Source organism: Streptomyces sp. NPDC002206, assembly GCF_053593595.1.
The window spans coordinates 62,330-82,634 of the sequence record NZ_JBSFCW010000020.1 but is presented as its reverse complement, the minus strand read 5'-3'; the positions used below and the strand labels follow the sequence as shown (position 1 = coordinate 82,634).

Below are 20,305 nucleotides of genomic sequence, written 5' to 3'. Positions count from 1 at the left end.
GCAGCAGTCCCCCATCAGCGCCGATACACGTGTCTGGGCCTTCGCCCGTCAACCGGTGAAGAGCGACACCCGCTACCGCTGATTCATGCGCAGCGCTCAGTCGGAGGTGAAGGACATCTGGCGCATGCGGCGAGAGGAGCCGCCTCGAGTGAGCTGACTTGGCCGGCCGAACTCCCCGTGCAGTCCGGCCAGCAGGTGTTGCGGCATCTGGACGCGGCGTTCGACAACTTCTTCAACTCCGGACACCTGGCCCGGTTCCCGGCGTGACGAACTTGACCGCCGGCGCCAAGGGCGCCGCAAAGCAACCCGGCCGCAACGTAAGGCAGAAGGCCGGACTCAACCGATCCATGCTCGACAACTGCCCCGGTGAACGCAGGCGGCAGCTGGAATACAAGTGCCGCCCGTACGACTCCGAGCTGCGACCGGTGCCGCCGTTTCACGCCTCGCAGACCTGCGCGGCCTGCGGTCGGGCGGATCCGCAGTCCCGCAAGGGCTGTGGCCGACTGTTCGCATGCGCGCACTGCGGGCACGAGGACGACGCTGATCACAACGCCTCGGTCGAGATCGAGGCCCGAGCCCGCCAGGGGGGCACCTCCCATGCCCTTCGGGCTATGGGGGAGGGTGGCTCGGTCAACAACAGCACGCGCAGACACCCCTTGGTGCCGGAGTCCCGCCCTCCGGCGGAGGCGGACGCGTGACACCCAACCGGCCACTTCCAGGTAGCCAAAAGGGACTCTCCCGGCTTCGGAGCCGGGAGAGGATCGTCAATTCTTGTCCTTGCCGCCCTTGCCCTTGTCCTTGTCGCCACCGGCGCCCATGGACTCGTAGATCTCCTTGCACATGGGACAGACCGGATACTTCTTGGGGTCGCGCCCCGGTACCCAGACCTTCCCGCACAGTGCGACCACGGGGGTGCCCTCCAGGGCGCTCGCCATGATCTTGTCCTTCTGGACGTAATGGGCGTAGCGCTCGTGGTCGCCGTCGCCGCTCGACACCTGCGGCGTCGGCTCTACGAGGGTCCCCGTACCTGCCCCGCGCTCGGGCTCAAGAGTGCTCATAACAGCCAGGGTACTGAAAGGTCCGGGCTTCAGTTGAGCGAAGGGTCGTCCGGATAGGTGGCGATCATGGCGAGCTCGCTGCGCTGACGGCGCAGGACCGCCCGCCACAGCTGTTCCGGACGCGGCGAGGAGACGTCTCCGGGCTCCGACTCCACCACGTACCAGGCCCCCTCGGTCAGCTCCGTCTCCAGCTGTCCGGGTCCCCAGCCCGCGTATCCGGCGAAGATCCGCAGCGAGCCGAGCGCAGCGGCCAGCAGCTCGGGCGGGGCCTCCAGGTCCACCAGACCGATCGCGCCGTACACCCGTCGCCAGCCGAGCGGTCCCTCGTCACCGGGGATCACCGCGACGCCGAGCGCCGAGTCGAGCGAGACGGGGCCGCCCTGGAAGACGACGTCCGGCTCAGCGGTCAGGTCGGCCCAGGACACGAGGATGTCACCGACACCGACCGGGGTCGGGCGGTTCAGGACCACGCCGAGCGAGCCCTCCTCGTCGTGGTCGAGGAGCAGCACCACCGCGCGGTCGAAATTCGGGTCCGTCAGGGCGGGTGTGGCCACGAGCAGTCGCCCTGTGAGCGAGGACACCTCGGTCATGGCAGAAATGATCCCGCATCTTCGCCCTCCGTGGGGACCAAGTGGTGCGCCGGGTGCCGAACGGGGCCCGAGCGCAGCTCAGGGCGCACGGGTGCACGAAGAACGCAGGGTCCGAAAGGCACTTGCGGACGGTGACCCTCCGCAAGGCTCGGCAAGCAGAGCGTGTTGTGGCGGATTCATGACGTTCGTACACCGCCCGTAGCCTTATGGCAGGGGGGTACCTGCCCATTACCCTTTCGGTTGGCCCCCTGCCCGACCACTCCGGAACGCGAGATTCATGACCGGCACAGACGATGTCCTGCTTGTCCACGGCGGAACCCCGCTGGAGGGCGAGATCCGCGTCCGAGGCGCCAAGAACCTGGTGCCGAAGGCGATGGTCGCCGCGCTGCTCGGCAGCGGGCCCAGCCGGCTGCGCAATGTTCCCGACATCCGCGATGTGCGGGTCGTGCGGGGCCTGCTGCAGCTGCACGGTGTGACGGTCCGCCCCGGTGACGAGCCGGGCGAGCTGATTCTGGACCCCACCCATGTCGAGAGCGCGAACGTCGCCGACATCGATGCCCACGCGGGCTCGTCGCGCATCCCGATCCTCTTCTGCGGCCCGCTGCTGCACCGGCTGGGTCACGCGTTCATTCCGGGACTCGGCGGCTGTGACATCGGCGGACGGCCGATCGACTTCCACTTCGACGTGCTGCGGCGGTTCGGCGCGACGATCGAGAAGCGGGCGGACGGCCAGTACCTGGAGGCCCCTCAGCGGCTGCGCGGTACGAAGATCCGGCTGCCGTACCCGTCGGTGGGCTCCACCGAGCAGGTGCTGCTGACAGCCGTGCTCGCCGAGGGTGTCACCGAGCTGTCCAACGCGGCCGTGGAACCGGAGATCGAGGACCTCATCTGCGTGCTGCAGAAGATGGGCGCGATCATCTCGATGGACACCGACCGGACGATCCGGATCACCGGTGTCGACCGGCTCGACGGTTACACGCACCGGGCGATCCCGGACCGCCTGGAGGCGGCCTCCTGGGCGTCCGCGGCGCTCGCCACCGAGGGCAACATCTATGTGCGCGGCGCACAGCAGCGCTCGATGATGACGTTCCTGAACACGTTCCGCCGGGTCGGCGGCGCTTTCGAGATCGACGACGAGGGCATCCGCTTCTGGCACCCGGGCGGCGCGCTGAACGCCATCGCCCTGGAGACGGACGTACACCCCGGCTTCCAGACCGACTGGCAGCAGCCGCTGGTGGTGGCGCTGACGCAGGCCGCGGGCCTGTCCATCGTCCACGAGACGGTGTACGAGTCCCGGCTCGGCTTCACGTCCGCGCTCAACCAGATGGGGGCGCACATCCAGCTCTACCGCGAGTGCCTGGGCGGCTCCGACTGCCGCTTCGGCCAGCGGAACTTCCTGCACTCGGCGGTCGTGTCCGGGCCGACGAAGCTGCAGGGCGCGGATCTGGTCATCCCGGACCTGCGCGGCGGGTTCTCGTACCTGATCGCCGCGCTGGCGGCGCAGGGCACGTCCCGGGTTCACGGCATCGACCTGATCAACCGTGGCTACGAGAACTTCATGGACAAGCTGGAGAAGCTGGGCGCGAAGGTGGAGCTGCCGGGCGGGTCACTGGTCTGAGGGCGGGCGCCCGACGGTCAGGACCGACGCGGGGGTTCGGGGCACTGCCCCGGGCCCCCGCTTCTCGTTCGCCGTCGGGGCTCGCGCACACGGCTCTTCCGACGCCAGAACCTCGCACGGCCCGGCAGTGGCCCCACAGCGGCCCTGCAGCGGCCCTGCAGCGGCCTTGGAGCGGCCTTGGAGCGGATTCTGCGGTCCGTACGCCGAAGGGCGGTCACCCTGGTCGGGGTGACCGCCCTCCGTCGTGCCTACGGGGCTTACTTGCCCTTGGCGGCTTCCTTGAGCTTCGAGCCCGCGGAGACCTTCACGCTGTAGCCGGCCGGGATGTTGATCGGGTCGCCGGTCTGCGGGTTACGAGCGGTGCGAGCGGCACGGTGGGTGCGCTCGAAGGTCAGGAAGCCGGGGATGGTGACCTTCTCGTCGCCCTTGGCGACGATCTCACCGACGGTCTCGGCGAGCGCGGCCAGCACGGCGTCGGCGTCCTTGCGGGTCACCTCGGCACGGTCGGCCAGGGCGGCCACCAGCTCACTGCGGTTCATGTTGTTACTCCCGTGTTCTTCTTGCCTGTGAGGCGTGAGATCGAAGCCGATGCTGCCAGGGCCCTCGGACAGTCCCCGGACCCGGGTCTGACGTCAGACCCTCGCGCCCGAATACGCATCCTGCCCCCACCTGCGGCGGGAAAGCCAATCCGGCACCCTCCGGAGTCACACGAAAGCCGCCACTGCCTCGTCGTGGTGACGTTCCGTCGACTCCCTGAAGCGGCCCTCAGCAGATGCTGGAGCGCCCCGCGGCGGGTCCACAGCGGGTGCGGGGTCCTGCGGGGCTCGCTGCCCGCCCACCCTAAAGGGGCGTTTGGGGCCCCGCGACCCGCGACGCGCCGTGGGGCAGGCCGACGTGGGGCCCGCCACAGCCCGCCACGGCCCCCGACAGGGGCCGTGGCGGGTAAGGGAAGTGGTGGGTTCACATGGAGTTCGCCGCGCCCGTCACAGCGCCTCCAGCGGCCTTCGCGGCCGCGCGGACGGCGCCGGCGACCGCGCCCGCGACCTTGTCGTTGAAGACCGACGGGATGATGTAGTTCCGGTTCAGCTCGTCCTCGGCAACCGTCTCGGCGAGGGCACCGGCCGCGGCGAGCATCATCTCCGTGTTGACCGTGCGGGACTGAGCGTCCAGCAGACCGCGGAAGACACCCGGGAAGACCAGCACATTGTTGATCTGGTTCGGGAAGTCGGAGCGCCCGGTGGCGACAACTGCCGCGGTCTGGCGGGCGATTGCCGGGTCCACCTCGGGGTCCGGGTTCGCGAGCGCGAACACGATCGCGCCGTCCGCCATCGCCGCGACGTCATTGCCGTCCAGCACGTTCGGAGCGGAGACGCCGATGAAGACGTCGGCGCCGACGACGGCCTCCTTGAGCGTGCCGGTCATCGACTCCGGGTTGGTGTTGTCGGCGATCCAGCGCAGCGGCGAGTCGGGGTCGGCGGAGACCAGGTCCTCGCGGCCCGCGTGCACCACGCCGTGGATGTCGGCGACGACGGCGTGCTTGACGCCGGCGGCGATGAGCAGCTTCAGGATGGCCGTACCGGCCGCTCCGGCGCCGGACATGACGACGCGTACGTCCCCAATTCCCTTGCCCACCACGCGCAGTGCGTTGGTCAGGGCGGCCAGCACGACGATCGCGGTGCCGTGCTGGTCGTCGTGGAAGACGGGGATGTCGAGGGCCTCGCGCAGCCGTGCCTCGATCTCGAAGCAGCGGGGTGCGGAGATGTCCTCCAGGTTGATGCCCGCGAAGCCGGGGGCGATCGCCTTGACGATTTCGACGATCGCGTCGGTGTCCTGGGTGTCCAGGCAGATCGGCCAGGCGTCGATGCCGGCGAACCGCTTGAAGAGGGCCGCCTTGCCCTCCATCACCGGCAGGGCCGCCATCGGGCCGATGTTGCCGAGGCCCAGCACGGCGGAGCCGTCCGTCACAACTGCGACGGAGTTGCGCTTGATGGTGAGACGGCGGGCGTCCTCGGGGTTCTCGGCAATCGCCATGCAGACCCGCGCCACACCCGGGGTGTAGATCATCGAGAGGTCGTCACGGTTGCGGATGGGGTGCTTGGACGCCATCTCGATCTTGCCGCCGAGGTGCATCAGGAACGTACGGTCGGAGACCTTGCCCAGCACGACACCTTCGATGTCGCGCAGACCTTCGACGATCTCGTCCGCGTGCGCGGTGGACGAGGCCGCGATGGTGACGTCGATCCGCAGCTTCTCGTGACCGGAAGCGGTCACATCGAGGCCGGTGACCGAACCACCGGAGGACTCCACGGCCGTGGTGAGCTGGGAGACCGCGGTACCGCTCGCGGGCACCTCCAGCCTGACCGTCATCGAGTACGAGACGCTGGGCGCCGTTGCCATGGCCGAGTCCTTCGCTTTCCCTAGCTTCATTGCTGCGCGGCCGGGGCCCTCGCCTCGGATCACGCTTCCCGATGTTCGCACCTACTGGCTGGTAGCCGGTAATGACTGCCACTTTTCGGAAAGAGTTTTCCACCATACGAGATTTGATCTCTTCGCGGAACCCCGGCAGCCTCAGGACGCGGCTGCCGGACCGGGCCACCAACAAAAACAGACCCGCACCACCGGAAGGTGACACGGGTCTGTCTTTTTCACTTGAGCGGCACCGACCCGCCATGCTCGCCTCGCGGCAAGTGGTCGCTCGTAGCGACGAAGGTTGGGCCCGGGGGCTTGGATCGAGCCGGTGCCGACACCAGGCTAACAAAGTCCCCGGGATAAGTGATTCCCGCATGCAGGTTGACTTGCCCGTCAGTCCCTGAGCAGATCCGGAACGCCGTCCTCGTCGGGCAGGTCCCGCTCCCCCGACACCACCGTGAGCTGCTGCGTCGCGCGGGTCAGCGCCACGTACAGCACCCGCAGACCGGCCGGCGACTCGTCGGCGATCTCCGCCGGCGAGACGACGACCGTGGCGTCGTACTCCAGGCCCTTCGCCTCCAGGCTGCCGAGCGCCACCACCCGGTCGCCGAGCTCCGCGAGCCACTTGCGGGCCTGCGCGCGCCGGTTCATCGCGACGACGACACCGACCGTGCCGTCCACCTCGCCGAGCAGCCGCCGCGCCTCCTCCCGTACGACCCCGGCCAGATCGCCGTCGCGTACGGCCTCGAAGCGGGGCTGCACTCCCGTCGAACGGACCGCGGCCGGGGACTCCATTCCGGGCATGGCGAGCGCCAGGACCTTCGCCGCGAGCTCCGCGATCTCCGCCGGGTTCCGGTAGTTGACGGTGAGGGTGAAGCGGCGGCGCGGGCGGTTGCCGAGCGCCTCGTCGCGCGCCTCGGCCGCCTCGTCGGGATCGGACCAGGAGGACTGAGCCGGGTCGCCGACGATCGTCCAGGTGGCGGTACGGCCGCGGCGGCCGACCATGCGCCACTGCATCGGGGTCAGGTCCTGCGCCTCGTCGACGATGACGTGCGTGTACTCCGTACGCTCCGCCGCGAGCCGCTCGGCCCGCTCGCGCTGGGTCTCCTCACGCTGCGGCATCAGCTCCTCCAGACCCGAGAGCTGGTCCAGCGGATCGAACTCGCGCCTCTTCTTCGGCCGGTGCGGGGTGCCGAGCAGCGCGTGCAGCTCGTCGAGGATCGCCACGTCGTGTACGGACAGGGGGCCCCGGCCCGCACTGTCGAGCCGCTTCAGCGAGCGGGCGAGGCGGCGCACCTCACCCTGGTTGAGGACCCGGCGCGCCCAGCGGCCGAGCCGCTTCTCATCGGCCATCGCGGCGAGCACCCCGCGCGGGGTGAGCTCGGGCCACCAGGCGTTCAGGAAGTCGATGAACGGCGTCTCGGTGGAGACGTCCTCGTCGAAGGAGGAGCGCAGTTCCGCGGCCAGCTCGGGGTCGGTGTAGCGGCCCCGGCCGGACGACTTGTTCCACAGGGCGTCCAGCAGCAGCCTGCGGGCGCGGGGGCGCAGCAGGTTGACCGGGGTGGTGCCGCCGAGTACGGACTGCCGGATGCGGTGGAGCTCGTCGGCGTTCAGCTCGACGCGGGCGCCGAAGGCGACCACGCGCAGGCGGGTGAGGGTGGTGAGGGGCGCGGCCGTCTCGTCCTCGAAGACGTCGGTGCCGTCCGCGTCACCGAACGACAGCTGGCCGTCCTGGCCGCCCTGGGACATGCCCGGGGTCCGCGGTTGTTCCAGCGCCCCGCGGGCCGCCTTGCGCAGCACCTGGAGCATCCGGGAGGAGCCCTTGATCCGGGCGACGGCCGGTTCGTCGTACGTGGTGGCACCCTCGACGCCCGCCGCCTCGTCGGAGAGCGAGCCGACCGCGCGGATCGCGACCTGCCCCTCCTCGCCGAGCGAGGGCAGCACGCCCTCGGTGTACGCGACGAGCAGCGGGGTCGGCGAGACGACGAGGATGCCGCCCGCGTACCGCCGCCGGTCCTGGTAGAGCAGATACGCGGCACGGTGCAGGGCGACGGCGGTCTTGCCGGTGCCCGGGCCGCCGGAGACCTCGGTGACGGAGGCGGCGGGCGCCCGGATCACCAGATCCTGCTCGGCCTGGATGGACGAGACGATGTCCCGCATGGTGTGGCTGCGGGCCTGGCCGAGCGCCGCCATCAGCGCGCCGTCGCCGATGACGGGCAGTTTGTCGCCGTCCTTGTACGAGGTCAGCTCCGGGCGCATCAGGTCGTCCTCGACCCCGAGGACCTTGCGGCCCTTGGAGCGGATGACCCGGCGGCGTACCACCCGGCCCGGATCCTTCGGCGTCGACCGGTAGAACGGCGCGGCGGCCGGTGCCCGCCAGTCGATGACCAGCGGCGCGTAGTCGGAGTCGAGGACCCCGATCCGGCCGATGTGGAGCGTCTCCGCGATATCGGCCGTGCTGTCGTCGCGCACGGCGTTGTCGGCCGGTTCGACGGAGGTGAACGCGCCGTCCGGGCCGCGCTCGCCGTCCTTGCCGAGCAGCAGATCGATCCTCCCGAAGAGGAAGTCCTCGAACTCGCTGTTCAGCCGATTGAGGTGGATCCCGGCCCGGAACACCTGGGCATCACGCTCGGCGAGCGCGCCGGGCGTACCGACCTGGCCGCGCTTGACGGCATCGTTCATGAGAAATTCCGCCTCGTGGATCTTCTCCTCAAGGCGGTGATAAACACGGTCGAGATGTTCCTGCTCGACACCGATTTCCCGGTCCCGCAACGAATCGACAGCGGCATCCTGCGCGGCCACCGAGGCCCCCTTCTGACGTGCATTGGGCAGCCGTCAACCCTATGCGAAGGAAACCCCGCCGCGCACCTTCCACGAGCGCCGATATGGCTCGTGGGAGGTCTCGATTGTGCGTCGGGCCCCGGTCGGGCGGTTATGCGTCGATGTCCACCAGCCGCTTTCCGTCGAAGGTGCGCACCTCGAAATGGTCGATGTCGGCACGGTCCATCGCCGCGCCGCCGTGGACATAGAGCGGATATTGCGCGGTCGGGTGCGGGGAGTCCTTGATGCCGTAGCCCCACTTCGGTACGGACCAGGAGGTGACGACCTCCTCCTCGCCGGTCTTCGAGACGGCGATCAGGCTGCACTTCTCCGGCCCCGTGACGTTATTGAGCTGCAGCACGGCGTGCGTGCCCCACGCCTTCTTCTCCATGCCGACCGTGGCCTCGACCTTGGTGACGGGATCGGTGGCCTGCACCTTCTCCGTCATGTGGTGAAAGAACGCGTCCTCGGCGGGGCTGGTGGGGTGCGGGTCGGCCGCCTGGTTCGAGCCGCTGTCGCCGCCGGTGGCCACGACGGCGACCACCGGACCGCCGATGATCAGCGCCGCGGCGGCCGCCACCAGATACATGCCGCGGCGCCGCCGCCTGGCCCGCCTGGTCGCGACCTCGTCGACCAACCGGTCGAGCACCCGGGGGGCGGGCGGCTCGGGGACGTGCGGGACGGGACGGGCGCCCGGTACGGCGGCGGGGGCCTCGGCGAGCATCGCGAGCATGGGTTCCATGCCGGCGAACTCGTCGAGATGGGCGGCGCAGAGCGCGCAGCCGGCCAGATGCTCCTCGAACGCGGAGGCCTCGGCCTCGTCCAGGATGCCCAGGACGTACGCGCCGGCGGCGTCGTGCTCCGGGCCTTCGGTGGCTCCACCGGAACCGGGGCCGCGGGCTGCGTCGAAGCCGCCGGGGCCGCCGAAGCTGTTGGGGATTCCCGGGCGGCCGCGCGGAACTGTGGGACCGGTGGGGCCGGAGGGACCGGTCGGCCGGGGCCCGAAAGGCTCCCACTCGTGGTCGCTCATGCCGTGATCCCCCTCTCTTCGAGTGCGAGCTTCATCGAGCGCAGTGCGTAGAAGACCCGGGAACGCACCGTGCCGCTGGGTATGCCGAGCACCTCGGCAGCCTCATTGACCGTACGTCCCTTGAAGTAGGTCTCGACCAATGCTTCCCGATGGGCGGGGGTCAAGTCGTCGAGCGCATCCGAGAGCGTCATCAGCCACAGCGCCTTGTCAATCTCGTCCTCCGCGGGAATGACCTCCAGCGGCGACGGATCGACCTCGTGCGGCCGGGCCTGCCGGCTGCGGTGGCCGTCGATGACGATGCGCCGGGCGACCGTCACCAGCCAGGGGCGGACAGAGCCGGTCGCCCGGTTGAGCTGACCGGCGTTCTTCCAGGCACGGATGAGTGTTTCCTGCACCACGTCCTCGGCACGCTGACGGTCGCCGGCGACGAGGCGGAGCACGTACGCGAGCAGCGGTCCGGCGTGTTCGCGGTAGAGCGCCCGCATCAGCTCCTCGTCGGGGACGGCGGAGGGAGACGGGGGCGGTTCACTGCGATGTCGAGCCCTGTGCGGACGGTCATCGGCCACGGCCGCATCCTTGCGCACCCGAACCTCCCGGTCGAGACCCTGTAGAGCTCCTTGGCCATCGAATACGGAGACGGGGCCCGATCCATTCAACACAGTTCCGAGATTTTTTACGAGGTGAGCTCCGCCGGGACCGTGGCCTCCGCCGCCCGGCGCCGGTGCCGGGCCACGCGCTCCCGGTTCCCGCACACCTCGCTGGAGCACCAGCGCCGCCGCCGCCCCCGTGACGTATCGAGGTAGAGCCGCCGGCAGGTGTCGCCCTCGCAGCGTCGGAGCCCGGCCCGCGCGACCGGGTCGGTCAGGAGCTCCACGACGTCGCGGGCGACTGCGGACAGCAGCGCCCGGCATTCGGGGTCGGCGCTCAGTGCCCGTACCAGCAGACCGTTCCGGGCGCGCACGGCCTGCACCCCCGGCGGAGCTCCGGCGGCAAGTTCGTTGACGCGTTCCAGCGCGCCGTCGGCGTCGCGGCCGCCGAGCTCGGCGGTCAGCAACAGGTCGACGCCTGTGCGCAGCTGCCGGAAGCTCGCCAGCCAGGTGTCGTCGACGGCGTCGAGGCGGGTGTCCTCCGGTACGAGTCCGGTGGCCACCAGCCAGTCGGCGAGCCGGTCCGCCCCATCGAGCAGTTCGCAGGCGCCGGAGGTGCCGATCCCCGTCGCCACCAGGTCCAGGCAGAGCCGCCCTGAGTCGAACCGCCAGTCGTACGAGCCCTTGCCCGCCGTCATGCGCATGTCACCGCCTCGGAGTCACCGGTGGTAGCCACCACCAGAGTGCCCGTCGCCGGCCCGGCCCGGAACCCCTCCCACCGGCCGGGTCGTGGCCGGGCTCCCCCGTACGGTGAAGACATGAGCGACGATCTCCGGGCGGGCGCGTTCTCGGCCGGCCCCCTGTTGCTGCGGCCCTGGTGCCGGGACGACATACCTGCGCTGGTCGAGGCCTACCGCGATCCCACGATGCGCGACCGGCTGCGGGATCTCGTCACGGACGAAGCGGACGCGGAACGCTGGCTGCGAGTCCAGACCGAGGGCCGGGAGTCCGGCACCCGGTTCAGCTTCGCCGTCGTCGACGCGGACCTCGACGGCCGACCGGTCGGCAATGTGGCGCTGAAGTACCCGGCGCCCGGCTCCGGTTCGGCCGAGGTCGGCTACTGGACGGCGGCGCGGGCCCGGGGCCGCGGGCTCGCCCCGCAGGCGGTCGAAGCGCTCACCGGCTGGGCGTTCACCACCTTCGCCGACGACGGTCTGCGGCGGCTCGACCTGCTCCACCAGGAGGGCAACCGCGCCTCGTGCCGGGTCGCCGTGAAGAGCGGGTACGCCTTCGCGGAGATCCTCCCGGCCCGCCCGCCGTGGCCGCTCGACGGGCACCGCCACGTCCGGGAGGCGGACTGAGGGCTGACCGGGCCGGCCGTCAGCCGGCGGCCGGCCGGCCGGCCGGTCCTTCGACCGGACCGTCGTGGAGGATCCGCTGGAACAGCCGGCAGTCGCGCCAGTCACCGTTGATGTGCAGATAGCGCGGAGCCATACCGATCACCTCGAAGCCGGACTTGGCGAGCACCCGCTGCGACGCCTTGTTGTCGAGCAAGGTCGAGGCCTCCACCCGGTGCAGCCGCAGCACGTCCCTGGCCGCCGTGCAGACCTGCGCAACGGCTGCGGTGGCAAGGCCCCGGCCTGCGTACGCGACATCGACCCAGTAGCCGAGGCTGGCGCTGCGGAACGGCCCCAGCACGATGTTGGTGAGCGTGAACCCGCCCATCGCCCGGTCGTCGGCGTCGGCGAGCACCCACGGCATCACACGCCCGGCCTCATGATCCGCCAGCACACCGGCCAGGCGCTCCTGCTGCCCCTTCTCGGTGTAGAAGGCGTCGGGACGCACGGGTTCCCAGGGCTGCAGGTACGCGCGGCTGCGGGTCAGCGAATCGGCGAGAGAGGCGGCGTCGGCCATGGTGGCGGGACGGAGTCGTATCTCCGTGCCGAGCAGGTGGGTGTCGGTGGTCATCCCTGCACGGTAACGCCTCAGGATTCCGCGTACTTGGCGTCCGCCGCCGCCGGGTCCAGCGCCAGCCGGTAGCCGCGCTTGACGACCGTCTGGATCAGCCGGGGCACACCGAGTGCCGTACGCAGCCGGGCCATCGCCGTCTCCACGGCGTGCTCGTCCGTACCACTGCCGGGCAGGGCGCGCAGCAGGTCCGCGCGGGCCACCACCCAGCCCGGCCTGCGGGCCAGGGTGTGCAGCAGGGCCATGCCGGCGGGCGGCACGGGGCGCAGTTCGTCGTCGACGAGCACCGCGTGACCGCGGATCTCCACCCGGTGCCCGGCGACCGGCAACGTACGGGCGCCACCGGGCAGTTCGCGGCAGAGCAGCTGGACGAGCGGGCCGAGCCGGAAGCGTTCCGGCTGGATGGTGTCGATGCCGCGGGCCTGCAGCGGCAGTGCGGTGACCGGGCCGACGCAGGCCGAGACGACTTCGCCCTGCAGGGCGCCCAGGATCTCCGGGAGCAGCCCACGCTTCCCGGCCCGGTTCAGGAAGGAGGCGGCGGCCGGGGCGCTGGTGAAGGTGAGCGCGTCCAGGCCGCGGGCGGCGGTGATGTCGAGCAGCCGGTCCAGCGGGGCGAGGTCCTCGGGTTCCATCCAGCGGTAGACGGGTACGACGACGACTTCGGCGCCGCCCGCCCGCAGCGACTCGACGAAGCCCGGCAGTGGTTCGCCGTGCAGCTGGAGTGCGATGCGGCGGCCCTCGACGCCCTCGTCGAGGAGCCGCTCCAGGACCTCGGCCATGGACTCGGAGCCGGGCGACCAGGCCTCGGTGAGCCCGGCGGCCCGGACGGCACCCTTCACCTTCGGTCCGCGGGCCAGCAGTTCGACCGTGCGCAGCCGGTCCAGCAGCCGGTCGCCGATGCCCCAGCCGTCGGCGGCCTCGATCCAGCCGCGGAAGCCGATCGCGGTGGTCGCGACGACCACGTCGGGGACCTGGTCGATGAGTTCCTCGGTGGCTGCGAGGAGTTCGCTGTCGTCGGCGAGCGGCACGATCCGCAGGGCGGGCGCGTGTACGACGGTGGCACCCCGTCGCTGCAACAGGGTGCCGAGTTCGTCCGCGCGGCGTGCGGCGGTCACCCCGACCGTGAAACCCGCGAGGGGCCCGTGCTGTTCGTCGTCGCGCATGTGGTCTACCGGCTCTCGTCCCGCTGCTCGTTGATGCGGAGGACCGAGACTGCCAAAAAAGCGTGACAGGCTCGGTTCACCCGTATTTCCCGCCCGTTACGTCGTACCGACGCCGGACGGTCATGATCACACTTCGGCGTAGCTGAGCTGCGGCTTCGCGGGGACGGCGGCGGCGCGGCGAAGGTATACCGCCCAAGTGACCGTGAAACACACCCCGTAGAAGGCGAGGAAGGTCCAGAAGGCCGCCGTCCCCGTGCCCGCGGTCTGGAAGGACTGCCGGAACGCGAGGTTGATGGCGAGCCCGCCGAGCGCGCCGACGGCGCCGATGAGTCCCATGGCCGCCCCGGACAGCCGTCGCCCGTGGGCCGCGGCCTCCTCGCCCCGCAGCCCCTGGGCGATCGCCTTGGCATGGAAGATGCCGGGGATCATCTTGTACGTCGATCCGTTGCCCAGCCCGGTCAGGACGAAGAGGGCGATAAACCCGAGGAGGAACACGGCGAGCGACTCGATGCCGGAGGCGTACACGACGACGCCGGTCGCTGCGGCCATCGCGGCGAAGTTCCACAGGGTGATCCGGGCGCCGCCGTAGCGGTCGGCGAGCCACCCTCCCGCGGGCCGGATGAGCGAGCCGAGCAGCGGGCCGATGAAGGTGAGCGAGGCGGCCTGCAGCGGGGTCCGGCCGAACTGGGTCTGCAGGACCAGCCCGAAGGCGAAGCTGTAGCCGATGAAAGAGCCGAAGGTGCCGATGTAGAGCACCGCCATGATCCAGGTGTGCGGGTCGCGGACGGCGTCCTTCGCCGCCCCGGTGTCGTTCTGCACGGGCGCCAGGTTGTCCATGAAGGACGCGGCGCACAGCGCGGCGACGACGATCAGCGGTACGTACACGGCGAGCACGAACCGCGGGTGGGTGGCGCCCGCCGTGCCGATCACCAGCAGCCCGACGAGCTGCACGACGGGTACGCCGATGTTGCCGCCGCCCGCGTTGAGCCCGAGCGCCCAGCCCTTCTTGCGGAGCGGGAAGAAGGCGTTGATGTTCGTCATCGACGAGGCGAAGTTGCCGCCGCCGATCCCGGCGAGCCCGGCCACCACGAGGAAGGTGGTGTACGAGGTCCCGGGCTCCATCACCAGGTACGCGGCGACGGTCGGCACGAGGAGGGTCAGGGCGCTGATCACCGTCCAGTTCCGCCCGCCGAACCTGGCGACGGCGAACGTGTACGGGACCCGGACCAGGGCCCCGACCAGCGTCGCCGTCGAGATCAGGAAGAACTTCCCGGCCGGGTCGACCCCGTACTCCGGCCCCATGAACAGCACCATCACCGACCACAGGGTCCAGATCGAGAACCCGATGTGCTCGGAGAGCACGGAGAACCACAGATTCCGGCGGGCGATCCGCTCGCCCTTCTCCTGCCAGAAGATCTCGTCCTCCGGCTCCCACTGCTCGATCCACCTGCCGGCCATCACGCCTCCACGGTTCGCGTTCCACGGGTGTCGGGTCGTCTGCCTCGACGCTAGGGAGCGCTCGTTTCGGTGCGGTGCCGCGAGGTGACCGGTGGGCAACCTTGCTCTCACCGGGCCGGGGGCGGCCCGGTGAGGAGAAGGCCGGTCACTGCGGGGCCGGTGCGTTCTTCCGCCTCGTGGACGCGCCGGTGGGCCACAGCCGGGGGCTGCGCTTCGCCGCGACGTCCTCGACCCAGCCGACCGCGAGGATCATCAGCGCCAGCAGCGGCCAGACCAGAAGCAGCATCAGCACCGCGTACGAGGACTCGATGTACGTACCGATGCGGTCACCGACCCAAGGAATGCTCCACAGCTGGTCGATGAGCGGCGAGGTCGCCATGATCAGCAGGTTGTGCCAGAGGTAGATCGTCACCGCACGGTTGTTGGCGAGGGTGATCAGGCTGTCCCACCGGGCCAGCCTGCCGGGGAGCTGCTGCCAGGACGGTGCGTACTGGAGCAGAATCGCGCAGAAGCCGAGCGACCAGGCCGCCTGGGCCAGCGGGATCTCGTCGAGGTTCCAGCCCTCCTGCGTCAGATGCCCAGCGGCCCACCACAGTCCGAACGCCATCAGGAACGCGGCGAGCGAGACCGTCAGATAGCGCGGGACCTTCTTCAGAACTCCGTCGTGGTGGGCGAAGCCGAGGACCCAGCAGGAGCCGAACACCGCGAAGTCGACGAGCGCCTCGCCGGTCTCCCCGGGCACGGTGACCAGTCCGGTGCCGATCACGGCGGTGAGACCGAGCGGGGCGAGCAGCGTCGCCCAGGGCAGTCTGCGGAAGGCCCTCAGCAGCAGCGGCGAGGCGAGCACGAACCAGAGGTAGGCACGGATGTACCAGAGCGGCCCGACGGCCTGGTCCGCCCAGGACTCCTCCAGCCAGCCGCCCGGCGAGCCGCTCTCCCAGGGGTGGGGCGGGGCGCCGACCGGGAGGAGGTAGCAGCCCAGCTTGATGAACCACCAGATGCCCTGCTCCTTCAGGGGCTTCCAGCCGAGGGCGAACATGACCGGGACGACGACTGCGGCCAACGCCCACATCGGGGGCAGCAGACGGCGGAGCCGGGCCCGCACGACGGCCGGGGCGGGGCGGCCCAGCGAGCGCGCCATCAGCGAACCCGCAAGGGCGAACATGACGCCCATGGAGGGGAACACGACCGTCAGCCAGGCCCAGCCGAAGATGTGGAAGACGACGACGCGGACGAGGGCGACGGCGCGCAGCAGGTCGAGGTAGCGGTCGCGGCCCGGCCGCTTCGGGGCGGCCGGCGCGGACGCCTCCGGTGCCGGTGGGGCGGACCGGGCGGGCGCCGGGGCCGGGCGGGGCGGGGGGAACGCCGGGGTGTAACTGCTCGTCATGCGACGGGGCTCCGATCGTTGCTGCGCCGGCGCCAGCCCACCATCACGCCTGGCGCCTGCACCACTCCCGTACGGCGAAGCTTCTGCCAGCGCAGCCGGCCGCCGGTGAGCGCGGTGATCCAGGACTGGAGCAGCACCACGTACATGAGCTGCCGGTAGAGGATCTGCTGGAGGGGCAGCGAGATCAGATGCGTCATGCGTTCCCTGTCGAGCCGGAAGGCGTACGCGGCGCAGACGGCCTGCACCGCGAGGACGCCGAGCCAGGCGCCGACGGTCCTCTGGGTGGGGCCGAAGACCAGTCCGTACAGCAGGAAGACATCGATGAGGGGCCCGAGCAGCGGGGCGACGACCATGAACAGGGCGACGAACGGCAGACCGACGCGCCCGAAGCGGCCGGACGGGCCGCGCTCGACGACGGCACGGCGGTGCTTCCAGATCGCCTGCATGGTGCCGTACGACCACCGGTACCGCTGCGACCACAGCTGCTGCACGGTCTCCGGCGCCTCGGTCCAGGCGCGGGCGTTCTCCGCGTAGACGACCTGCCAGCCGTCGCGGTGCAGCGCCATCGTGACATCGGTGTCCTCGGCGAGGGTGTCCTCGCTCATACCGCCGATCCGGTCCAGCGCGTCGCGGCGGAAGGCGCCGACCGCGCCGGGGATGGTCGGCATGCAGCGCAGCATGTCGTACATCCGGCGGTCGAGGTTGAAGCCCATCACGTACTCGATGTGCTGCCAGGCGCCGATCAGCGAGTCGCGGTTGCCGACCTTGGCGTTCCCGGCGACGGCACCGACCTTCGGGTCGGCGAACGGCTGGACCAGCTCACGGACGGTGGCCGGTTCGAAGACCGTGTCGCCGTCCATCATCACGACGATGTCGTGGCGGGCGTGCGCGATGCCGTTGTTGAGGGCGGCGGCCTTGCCGGCGTTGCGCTGGCGGATGACGCGGACGTTCGGCAGCCGCATCGCCTCGACGATGTCCGCCGTGCCGTCCGCCGAGCCGTCGTCGATGACGATGATCTCGATAGGGTGCTCGCTCGCCACCAGGGAACGCACGGTGTTGGCGATGCACTCGCGTTCGTTGTACGCGGGCACGAGCACCGAGACGGGTCGGCGGAACGCGGGCCCCCAGCTGAAGTCCCTCCTGCGGACCTTCCGGGAGTGCAGGAAGGACAGCAGCAGCATCAGTCCGAAGCGGACGAGGACGAGCACCCCGATGACGGTGAGCCCGGCCACCAGCACGTCGGTGATTTTCTCCGCGAGATCGACGGTGAAGACGAACGCCCTGCCCTTCCACAGTGCGAACCCGGTCACAGGGGTGTGCGCGCTGGGGGCGCCGAGGGCGGTGGTGAGGTTGGTGAACGTGTAGCCCCGCTGCTGCATCTGCGGCAGGAACTCGCCCAGGGCGGCCACGGTCTGGGACCGGTCGCCGCCGGAGTCGTGCATCAGGATGACGGCGCCCTTGCCACCCTTGGGGGTGGCCTGTTCGATGATCGCGGGGATCCCTGGGCGCTTCCAGTCCTCGCTGTCGGTGTTGTTGACGACGGTGAGGTAGCCGCGCGTGCCGACGTACTGGGTGACCGGCCAGGACTTGTTGTCCATGGCGTCGGCGAACGACGAGTACGGCGGCCGGAACAGGGACGTACGGATGCCTGCCGCGCCCGCCAGTACCAGCTGGCTCTGGGACAGCTCCCAGTCGATACGGGAGTGCGACTGGTAGGAGAGATCCGGGTGGTTGAAGGTGTGCAGCCCGACCTCGTGCCCCTCGTCGACGATGCGCTGGACGAGGCCGGGGTAGCGCGAGGCCATCGTTCCGGTGACGAAGAAGACGCCGTGCGCGTCGTACTTCTTCAGCGCGTCGAGGACCTGCGGGGTCCACACCGGATCCGGTCCGTCGTCGAAGGTCAGCACGATCCGGTGATCGGGGATGCGCAGCGCCTTGGCGGGCGCGGTGGCGCTCCGGGCGTCGATGACCGGGCCGCCGTCGAGGATCGCGTCGGGCACCTGGTCGGTGGGCGCCGGGGCCTGGACCCGGTGGTCGGCGAGGATTTCACTGTGCACGTAGCCGCGCAACATCAGCATGGCGAGCAGGACAACGAGAAACACGGATGGCAGCAGATAGCGCATGGGGAGCCTGCGCCGCTGGTTCCGCTTCTGTCTGTTGTGCCTGCCCCGCGAGGCGGGGGTGGTCATTTACTGGGCGCCTTCTTGCTCTTGCACAGGAGTATCCGGGGACTCGACGGGCGATGTCGGCGTCCCGGTGGGACTGGGATCGACGGGGGGCGTCGTGGTGGCGGCGGGCGGCCCGGGGGTCGGGGTCCCCGGTTCCGGCTTCTTGCCCCCGCCGGTGGCGGTGCCGGCCTTCGGCGGTACGACGGCGGCCGGCTTCGACGGGTCCTTGCCGGGCGCGGACGCGCTGCCGGAACCGGCGCCGGCCGAAGGCGTCGCACTGCCGCCGACCACCTGCTCCGTCTCCACGGCGCCCGGTGCCGCGCCCACCGGCACGACCGCGTCGGCGCTGCCCGACGGAGCGGGCGGCACCGGGACCTCGTCCGCCTTCTTGTGCTGTTTCTGACCGGAGAGCGGCAGCCACGGCGCGCTGGAACTGCCGCCGAGCAGGGCCACGACCAGCGTCACCGCGTAGCAGGCGCAGACCGCGGCAAGGACCCAGCCCAGACGCCTGAACGTCTTGCTGCGCCGACCGCTCTCGTCGACGAAGACCGGACCGTCGGAGCCTTCGGGGACTCCTGGTTCGGCAGTTAGTTCGGAGAGCTGACGTCCGAGACCGTCGAGCTGGACGGTGACATCGTTCGACTCGTGCGTGTACCCGGTACGGGCACCTTCACGCCAATTTTCCACAGGTGTAGGCACATCCCCCACTCAGAAAAACGGGTGCGCACGTTTGAGCCAGTTACGTACCGACGGACAGGTGCCCCCACCCGGTCCGTGCGCCCCCCAGCACCTTGCACCCGGAGGATGAATGTAGCGCACGAAGCTGACGAAATTGGCCCTGAACGAGTGATGTCCTGGAATGGGGGACACACGGATTTCGCACAGCCTCGACCGAAAAGAAGATCCACCCTTACATGCACAATCCACGTTTATCTTTCCCGGAGTTGAGCCAACGTTGGCGAACAGTCGGCCACATGTCGCGTCAGCGCACCTGCGGCATCGGCACGCCTACGACATGAAGGCCAGGTCCCCCTCGGGAAGCCAGCTCCCGGCAGGCACCTCCAGCCCCCGTTCCGTCGCCGACACCCCCGCCGCGACCCGCCGCAGCGCATCCACCCCCGGGTGTTTCAGCCCCTTGCGCCACACCAGCGACACCGGTGACAGCGGCACGGGGTCGACCAGCGGCCGTACGACCATCCCCGGCACCTCGATGAACTCGGTGCTCGCCAGCACCGACCAGCCCTGCTTCCGTACCACCCGTACGAACTCCTCCTCCCCCACGATCTCCGGGAAGGGCGCCACCAGTTCGATCCCCCGCCCCGCGAACAGCCGCTCCGCAAGGTCGGTCCACTCCGCCGTGGCCGGGTTGCCCGCCGCCGCATACAGCCGCTCCCCCGCCAGCGCCGCCATCGGGACCCGGGCGAGCGACGCCAGACGATGGTCGTCGCGCAGCAGGACGGTCAGCCGCTCGAAACAGACCGGCTGATGCGCCAGCCCCGCCCGTACCGCCGGATCGAGCCCTGCCACCCGGCCGAAGGAGACATCGAGCCGCCCGGCCAGGATCTCCGCCGCCGCCCCCGTCAGCCCGCTCAGATAGCGCGCCACGAACTCCACCCCAGGCGCCTCGCTGCGGGCCAGCCCGAGCAGCCGGTGGCCCGTCCCGACCGGGGCACTGATGTCGACCAGCAGCGGGCGCGTCTGGATCGCCCAGGCGGCGCGCAGGTCGTCGTGGGCGGCGATCACCCGGCGGGCATGCGGCAGCAGCCGTTCGCCGTCGGGCGTGAGGGAGACCTGCCGGGTGGTCCGTACGAACAGTTCCGCACCGAGCTCGCGCTCCAGCCGCCGGATGTCGCGGCTGAGTGCCTGCTGGGCGACGTAGAGCCGGGCGGCGGCGCGGGTGAAGTGCAGCTCCTCGGCGACGGTGACGAAGGCGCGCAACAGCCGGGGATCAGTATCGGAGGAGGTCACGGGCCCGAACTTACAACAGATGTGCGTGAATGGAAGCGGAGCAGGTGTTGGACCGCGCCGGCCGGGCGCCGCGAGGGTTGA

The 20,305-nt window shown here is 70.4% G+C and carries 18 protein-coding genes; 3 read left to right on the top strand and 15 right to left on the bottom strand.

Going from position 1 to position 20,305, the window contains the following annotated elements; genetic code table 11:
* Positions 1–263 precede the first annotated feature (263 nt).
* A complete protein-coding gene (locus ACWCP8_RS28620; protein ID WP_451118975.1) occupies positions 264–698 on the top strand; it encodes a zinc ribbon domain-containing protein in 435 nt (144 codons plus the stop codon).
* 66 nt (positions 699–764) lie between these two features.
* Here the strand turns inward: ACWCP8_RS28620 and ACWCP8_RS28615 are convergent, their stop codons facing one another.
* Both ACWCP8_RS28615 and ACWCP8_RS28610 read right to left on the bottom strand, forming a co-directional pair.
* On the bottom strand, positions 765–1,058 hold the full coding sequence (locus ACWCP8_RS28615) for a DUF3039 domain-containing protein (protein WP_352262647.1): 294 nt from the start codon (positions 1,056–1,058) through the stop codon (positions 765–767).
* A 29-nt stretch (positions 1,059–1,087) separates the two neighbouring features.
* On the bottom strand, positions 1,088–1,648 hold the full coding sequence (locus tag ACWCP8_RS28610; protein WP_352262648.1) for a YqgE/AlgH family protein: 561 nt from the start codon (positions 1,646–1,648) through the stop codon (positions 1,088–1,090).
* Positions 1,649–1,925: 277 nt separating this feature from the next.
* On the opposite strand from ACWCP8_RS28610, the gene murA reads away from it, so the two are divergent.
* Positions 1,926–3,266: a UDP-N-acetylglucosamine 1-carboxyvinyltransferase gene (gene murA / locus ACWCP8_RS28605; RefSeq protein ID WP_352262650.1), complete on the top strand. Its 1,341-nt coding sequence runs from the start codon at positions 1,926–1,928 to the stop codon at positions 3,264–3,266.
* A gap of 257 nt (positions 3,267–3,523) precedes the next feature.
* Here murA and ACWCP8_RS28600 read toward each other — a convergent pair whose 3' ends face one another.
* The 6 genes from ACWCP8_RS28600 to ACWCP8_RS28575 all read right to left on the bottom strand — a co-directional run bounded on the left by ACWCP8_RS28600 (position 3,524) and on the right by ACWCP8_RS28575 (position 10,810).
* Entirely contained in the window at positions 3,524–3,805 is a 282-nt protein-coding gene (locus ACWCP8_RS28600) for an HU family DNA-binding protein (protein ID WP_003968811.1), read from the bottom strand.
* Between the two features lie 421 nt (positions 3,806–4,226).
* Positions 4,227–5,663, bottom strand: a complete 1,437-nt coding sequence (locus ACWCP8_RS28595; protein WP_352262652.1) for an NAD-dependent malic enzyme — start codon at positions 5,661–5,663, stop codon at positions 4,227–4,229.
* A gap of 405 nt (positions 5,664–6,068) precedes the next feature.
* Entirely contained in the window at positions 6,069–8,477 is a 2,409-nt protein-coding gene (locus ACWCP8_RS28590; protein ID WP_451118972.1) for a HelD family protein, read from the bottom strand.
* Between the two features lie 130 nt (positions 8,478–8,607).
* Positions 8,608–9,525, bottom strand: coding sequence for an anti-sigma factor family protein (locus ACWCP8_RS28585; protein WP_352262655.1), 918 nt, complete (start codon positions 9,523–9,525; stop codon positions 8,608–8,610).
* Positions 9,522–10,109, bottom strand: coding sequence for a sigma-70 family RNA polymerase sigma factor (locus ACWCP8_RS28580; protein WP_093776749.1), 588 nt, complete (start codon positions 10,107–10,109; stop codon positions 9,522–9,524). The genes ACWCP8_RS28585 and ACWCP8_RS28580 overlap by 4 nt, the downstream gene beginning before the upstream one ends.
* A gap of 89 nt (positions 10,110–10,198) precedes the next feature.
* Complete coding sequence (locus ACWCP8_RS28575; RefSeq protein WP_451119011.1) at positions 10,199–10,810, bottom strand: CGNR zinc finger domain-containing protein; 612 nt, start codon at positions 10,808–10,810, stop codon at positions 10,199–10,201.
* Between the two features lie 120 nt (positions 10,811–10,930).
* Here ACWCP8_RS28575 and ACWCP8_RS28570 point away from each other — a divergent pair, with 120 nt between their 5' ends.
* A complete protein-coding gene (locus tag ACWCP8_RS28570) occupies positions 10,931–11,473 on the top strand; it encodes a GNAT family N-acetyltransferase (protein WP_352262657.1) in 543 nt (180 codons plus the stop codon).
* A gap of 19 nt (positions 11,474–11,492) precedes the next feature.
* On the opposite strand, the gene ACWCP8_RS28565 is transcribed toward ACWCP8_RS28570, so the two are convergent.
* The 7 genes from ACWCP8_RS28565 to ACWCP8_RS28535 all read right to left on the bottom strand — a co-directional run bounded on the left by ACWCP8_RS28565 (position 11,493) and on the right by ACWCP8_RS28535 (position 20,224).
* Positions 11,493–12,080 carry a GNAT family N-acetyltransferase gene (locus ACWCP8_RS28565; RefSeq protein WP_352262659.1) on the bottom strand — a complete coding sequence of 196 codons (588 nt, stop codon included), beginning with the start codon at positions 12,078–12,080 and terminating at the stop codon, positions 11,493–11,495.
* 17 nt (positions 12,081–12,097) lie between these two features.
* On the bottom strand, positions 12,098–13,243 hold the full coding sequence (locus tag ACWCP8_RS28560; protein ID WP_352262661.1) for a uroporphyrinogen-III synthase: 1,146 nt from the start codon (positions 13,241–13,243) through the stop codon (positions 12,098–12,100).
* A 126-nt stretch (positions 13,244–13,369) separates the two neighbouring features.
* Complete coding sequence (locus ACWCP8_RS28555; RefSeq protein ID WP_352262663.1) at positions 13,370–14,701, bottom strand: nitrate/nitrite transporter; 1,332 nt, start codon at positions 14,699–14,701, stop codon at positions 13,370–13,372.
* A gap of 145 nt (positions 14,702–14,846) precedes the next feature.
* Positions 14,847–16,088 carry an acyltransferase family protein gene (locus ACWCP8_RS28550; RefSeq protein ID WP_451118969.1) on the bottom strand — a complete coding sequence of 414 codons (1,242 nt, stop codon included), beginning with the start codon at positions 16,086–16,088 and terminating at the stop codon, positions 14,847–14,849.
* Positions 16,085–18,277: a bifunctional polysaccharide deacetylase/glycosyltransferase family 2 protein gene (locus tag ACWCP8_RS28545; protein ID WP_451118967.1), complete on the bottom strand. Its 2,193-nt coding sequence runs from the start codon at positions 18,275–18,277 to the stop codon at positions 16,085–16,087. Before ACWCP8_RS28545 ends, ACWCP8_RS28550 begins: the two co-directional genes overlap by 4 nt.
* Positions 18,278–18,943, bottom strand: coding sequence for a hypothetical protein (locus ACWCP8_RS28540; protein WP_352262669.1), 666 nt, complete (start codon positions 18,941–18,943; stop codon positions 18,278–18,280).
* 321 nt (positions 18,944–19,264) lie between these two features.
* Positions 19,265–20,224 (bottom strand): LysR family transcriptional regulator, encoded by a 960-nt coding sequence (locus ACWCP8_RS28535; protein ID WP_352262671.1) that lies wholly within the window; start codon positions 20,222–20,224, stop codon positions 19,265–19,267.
* Between the last annotated feature and the right edge of the window lie 81 nt (positions 20,225–20,305).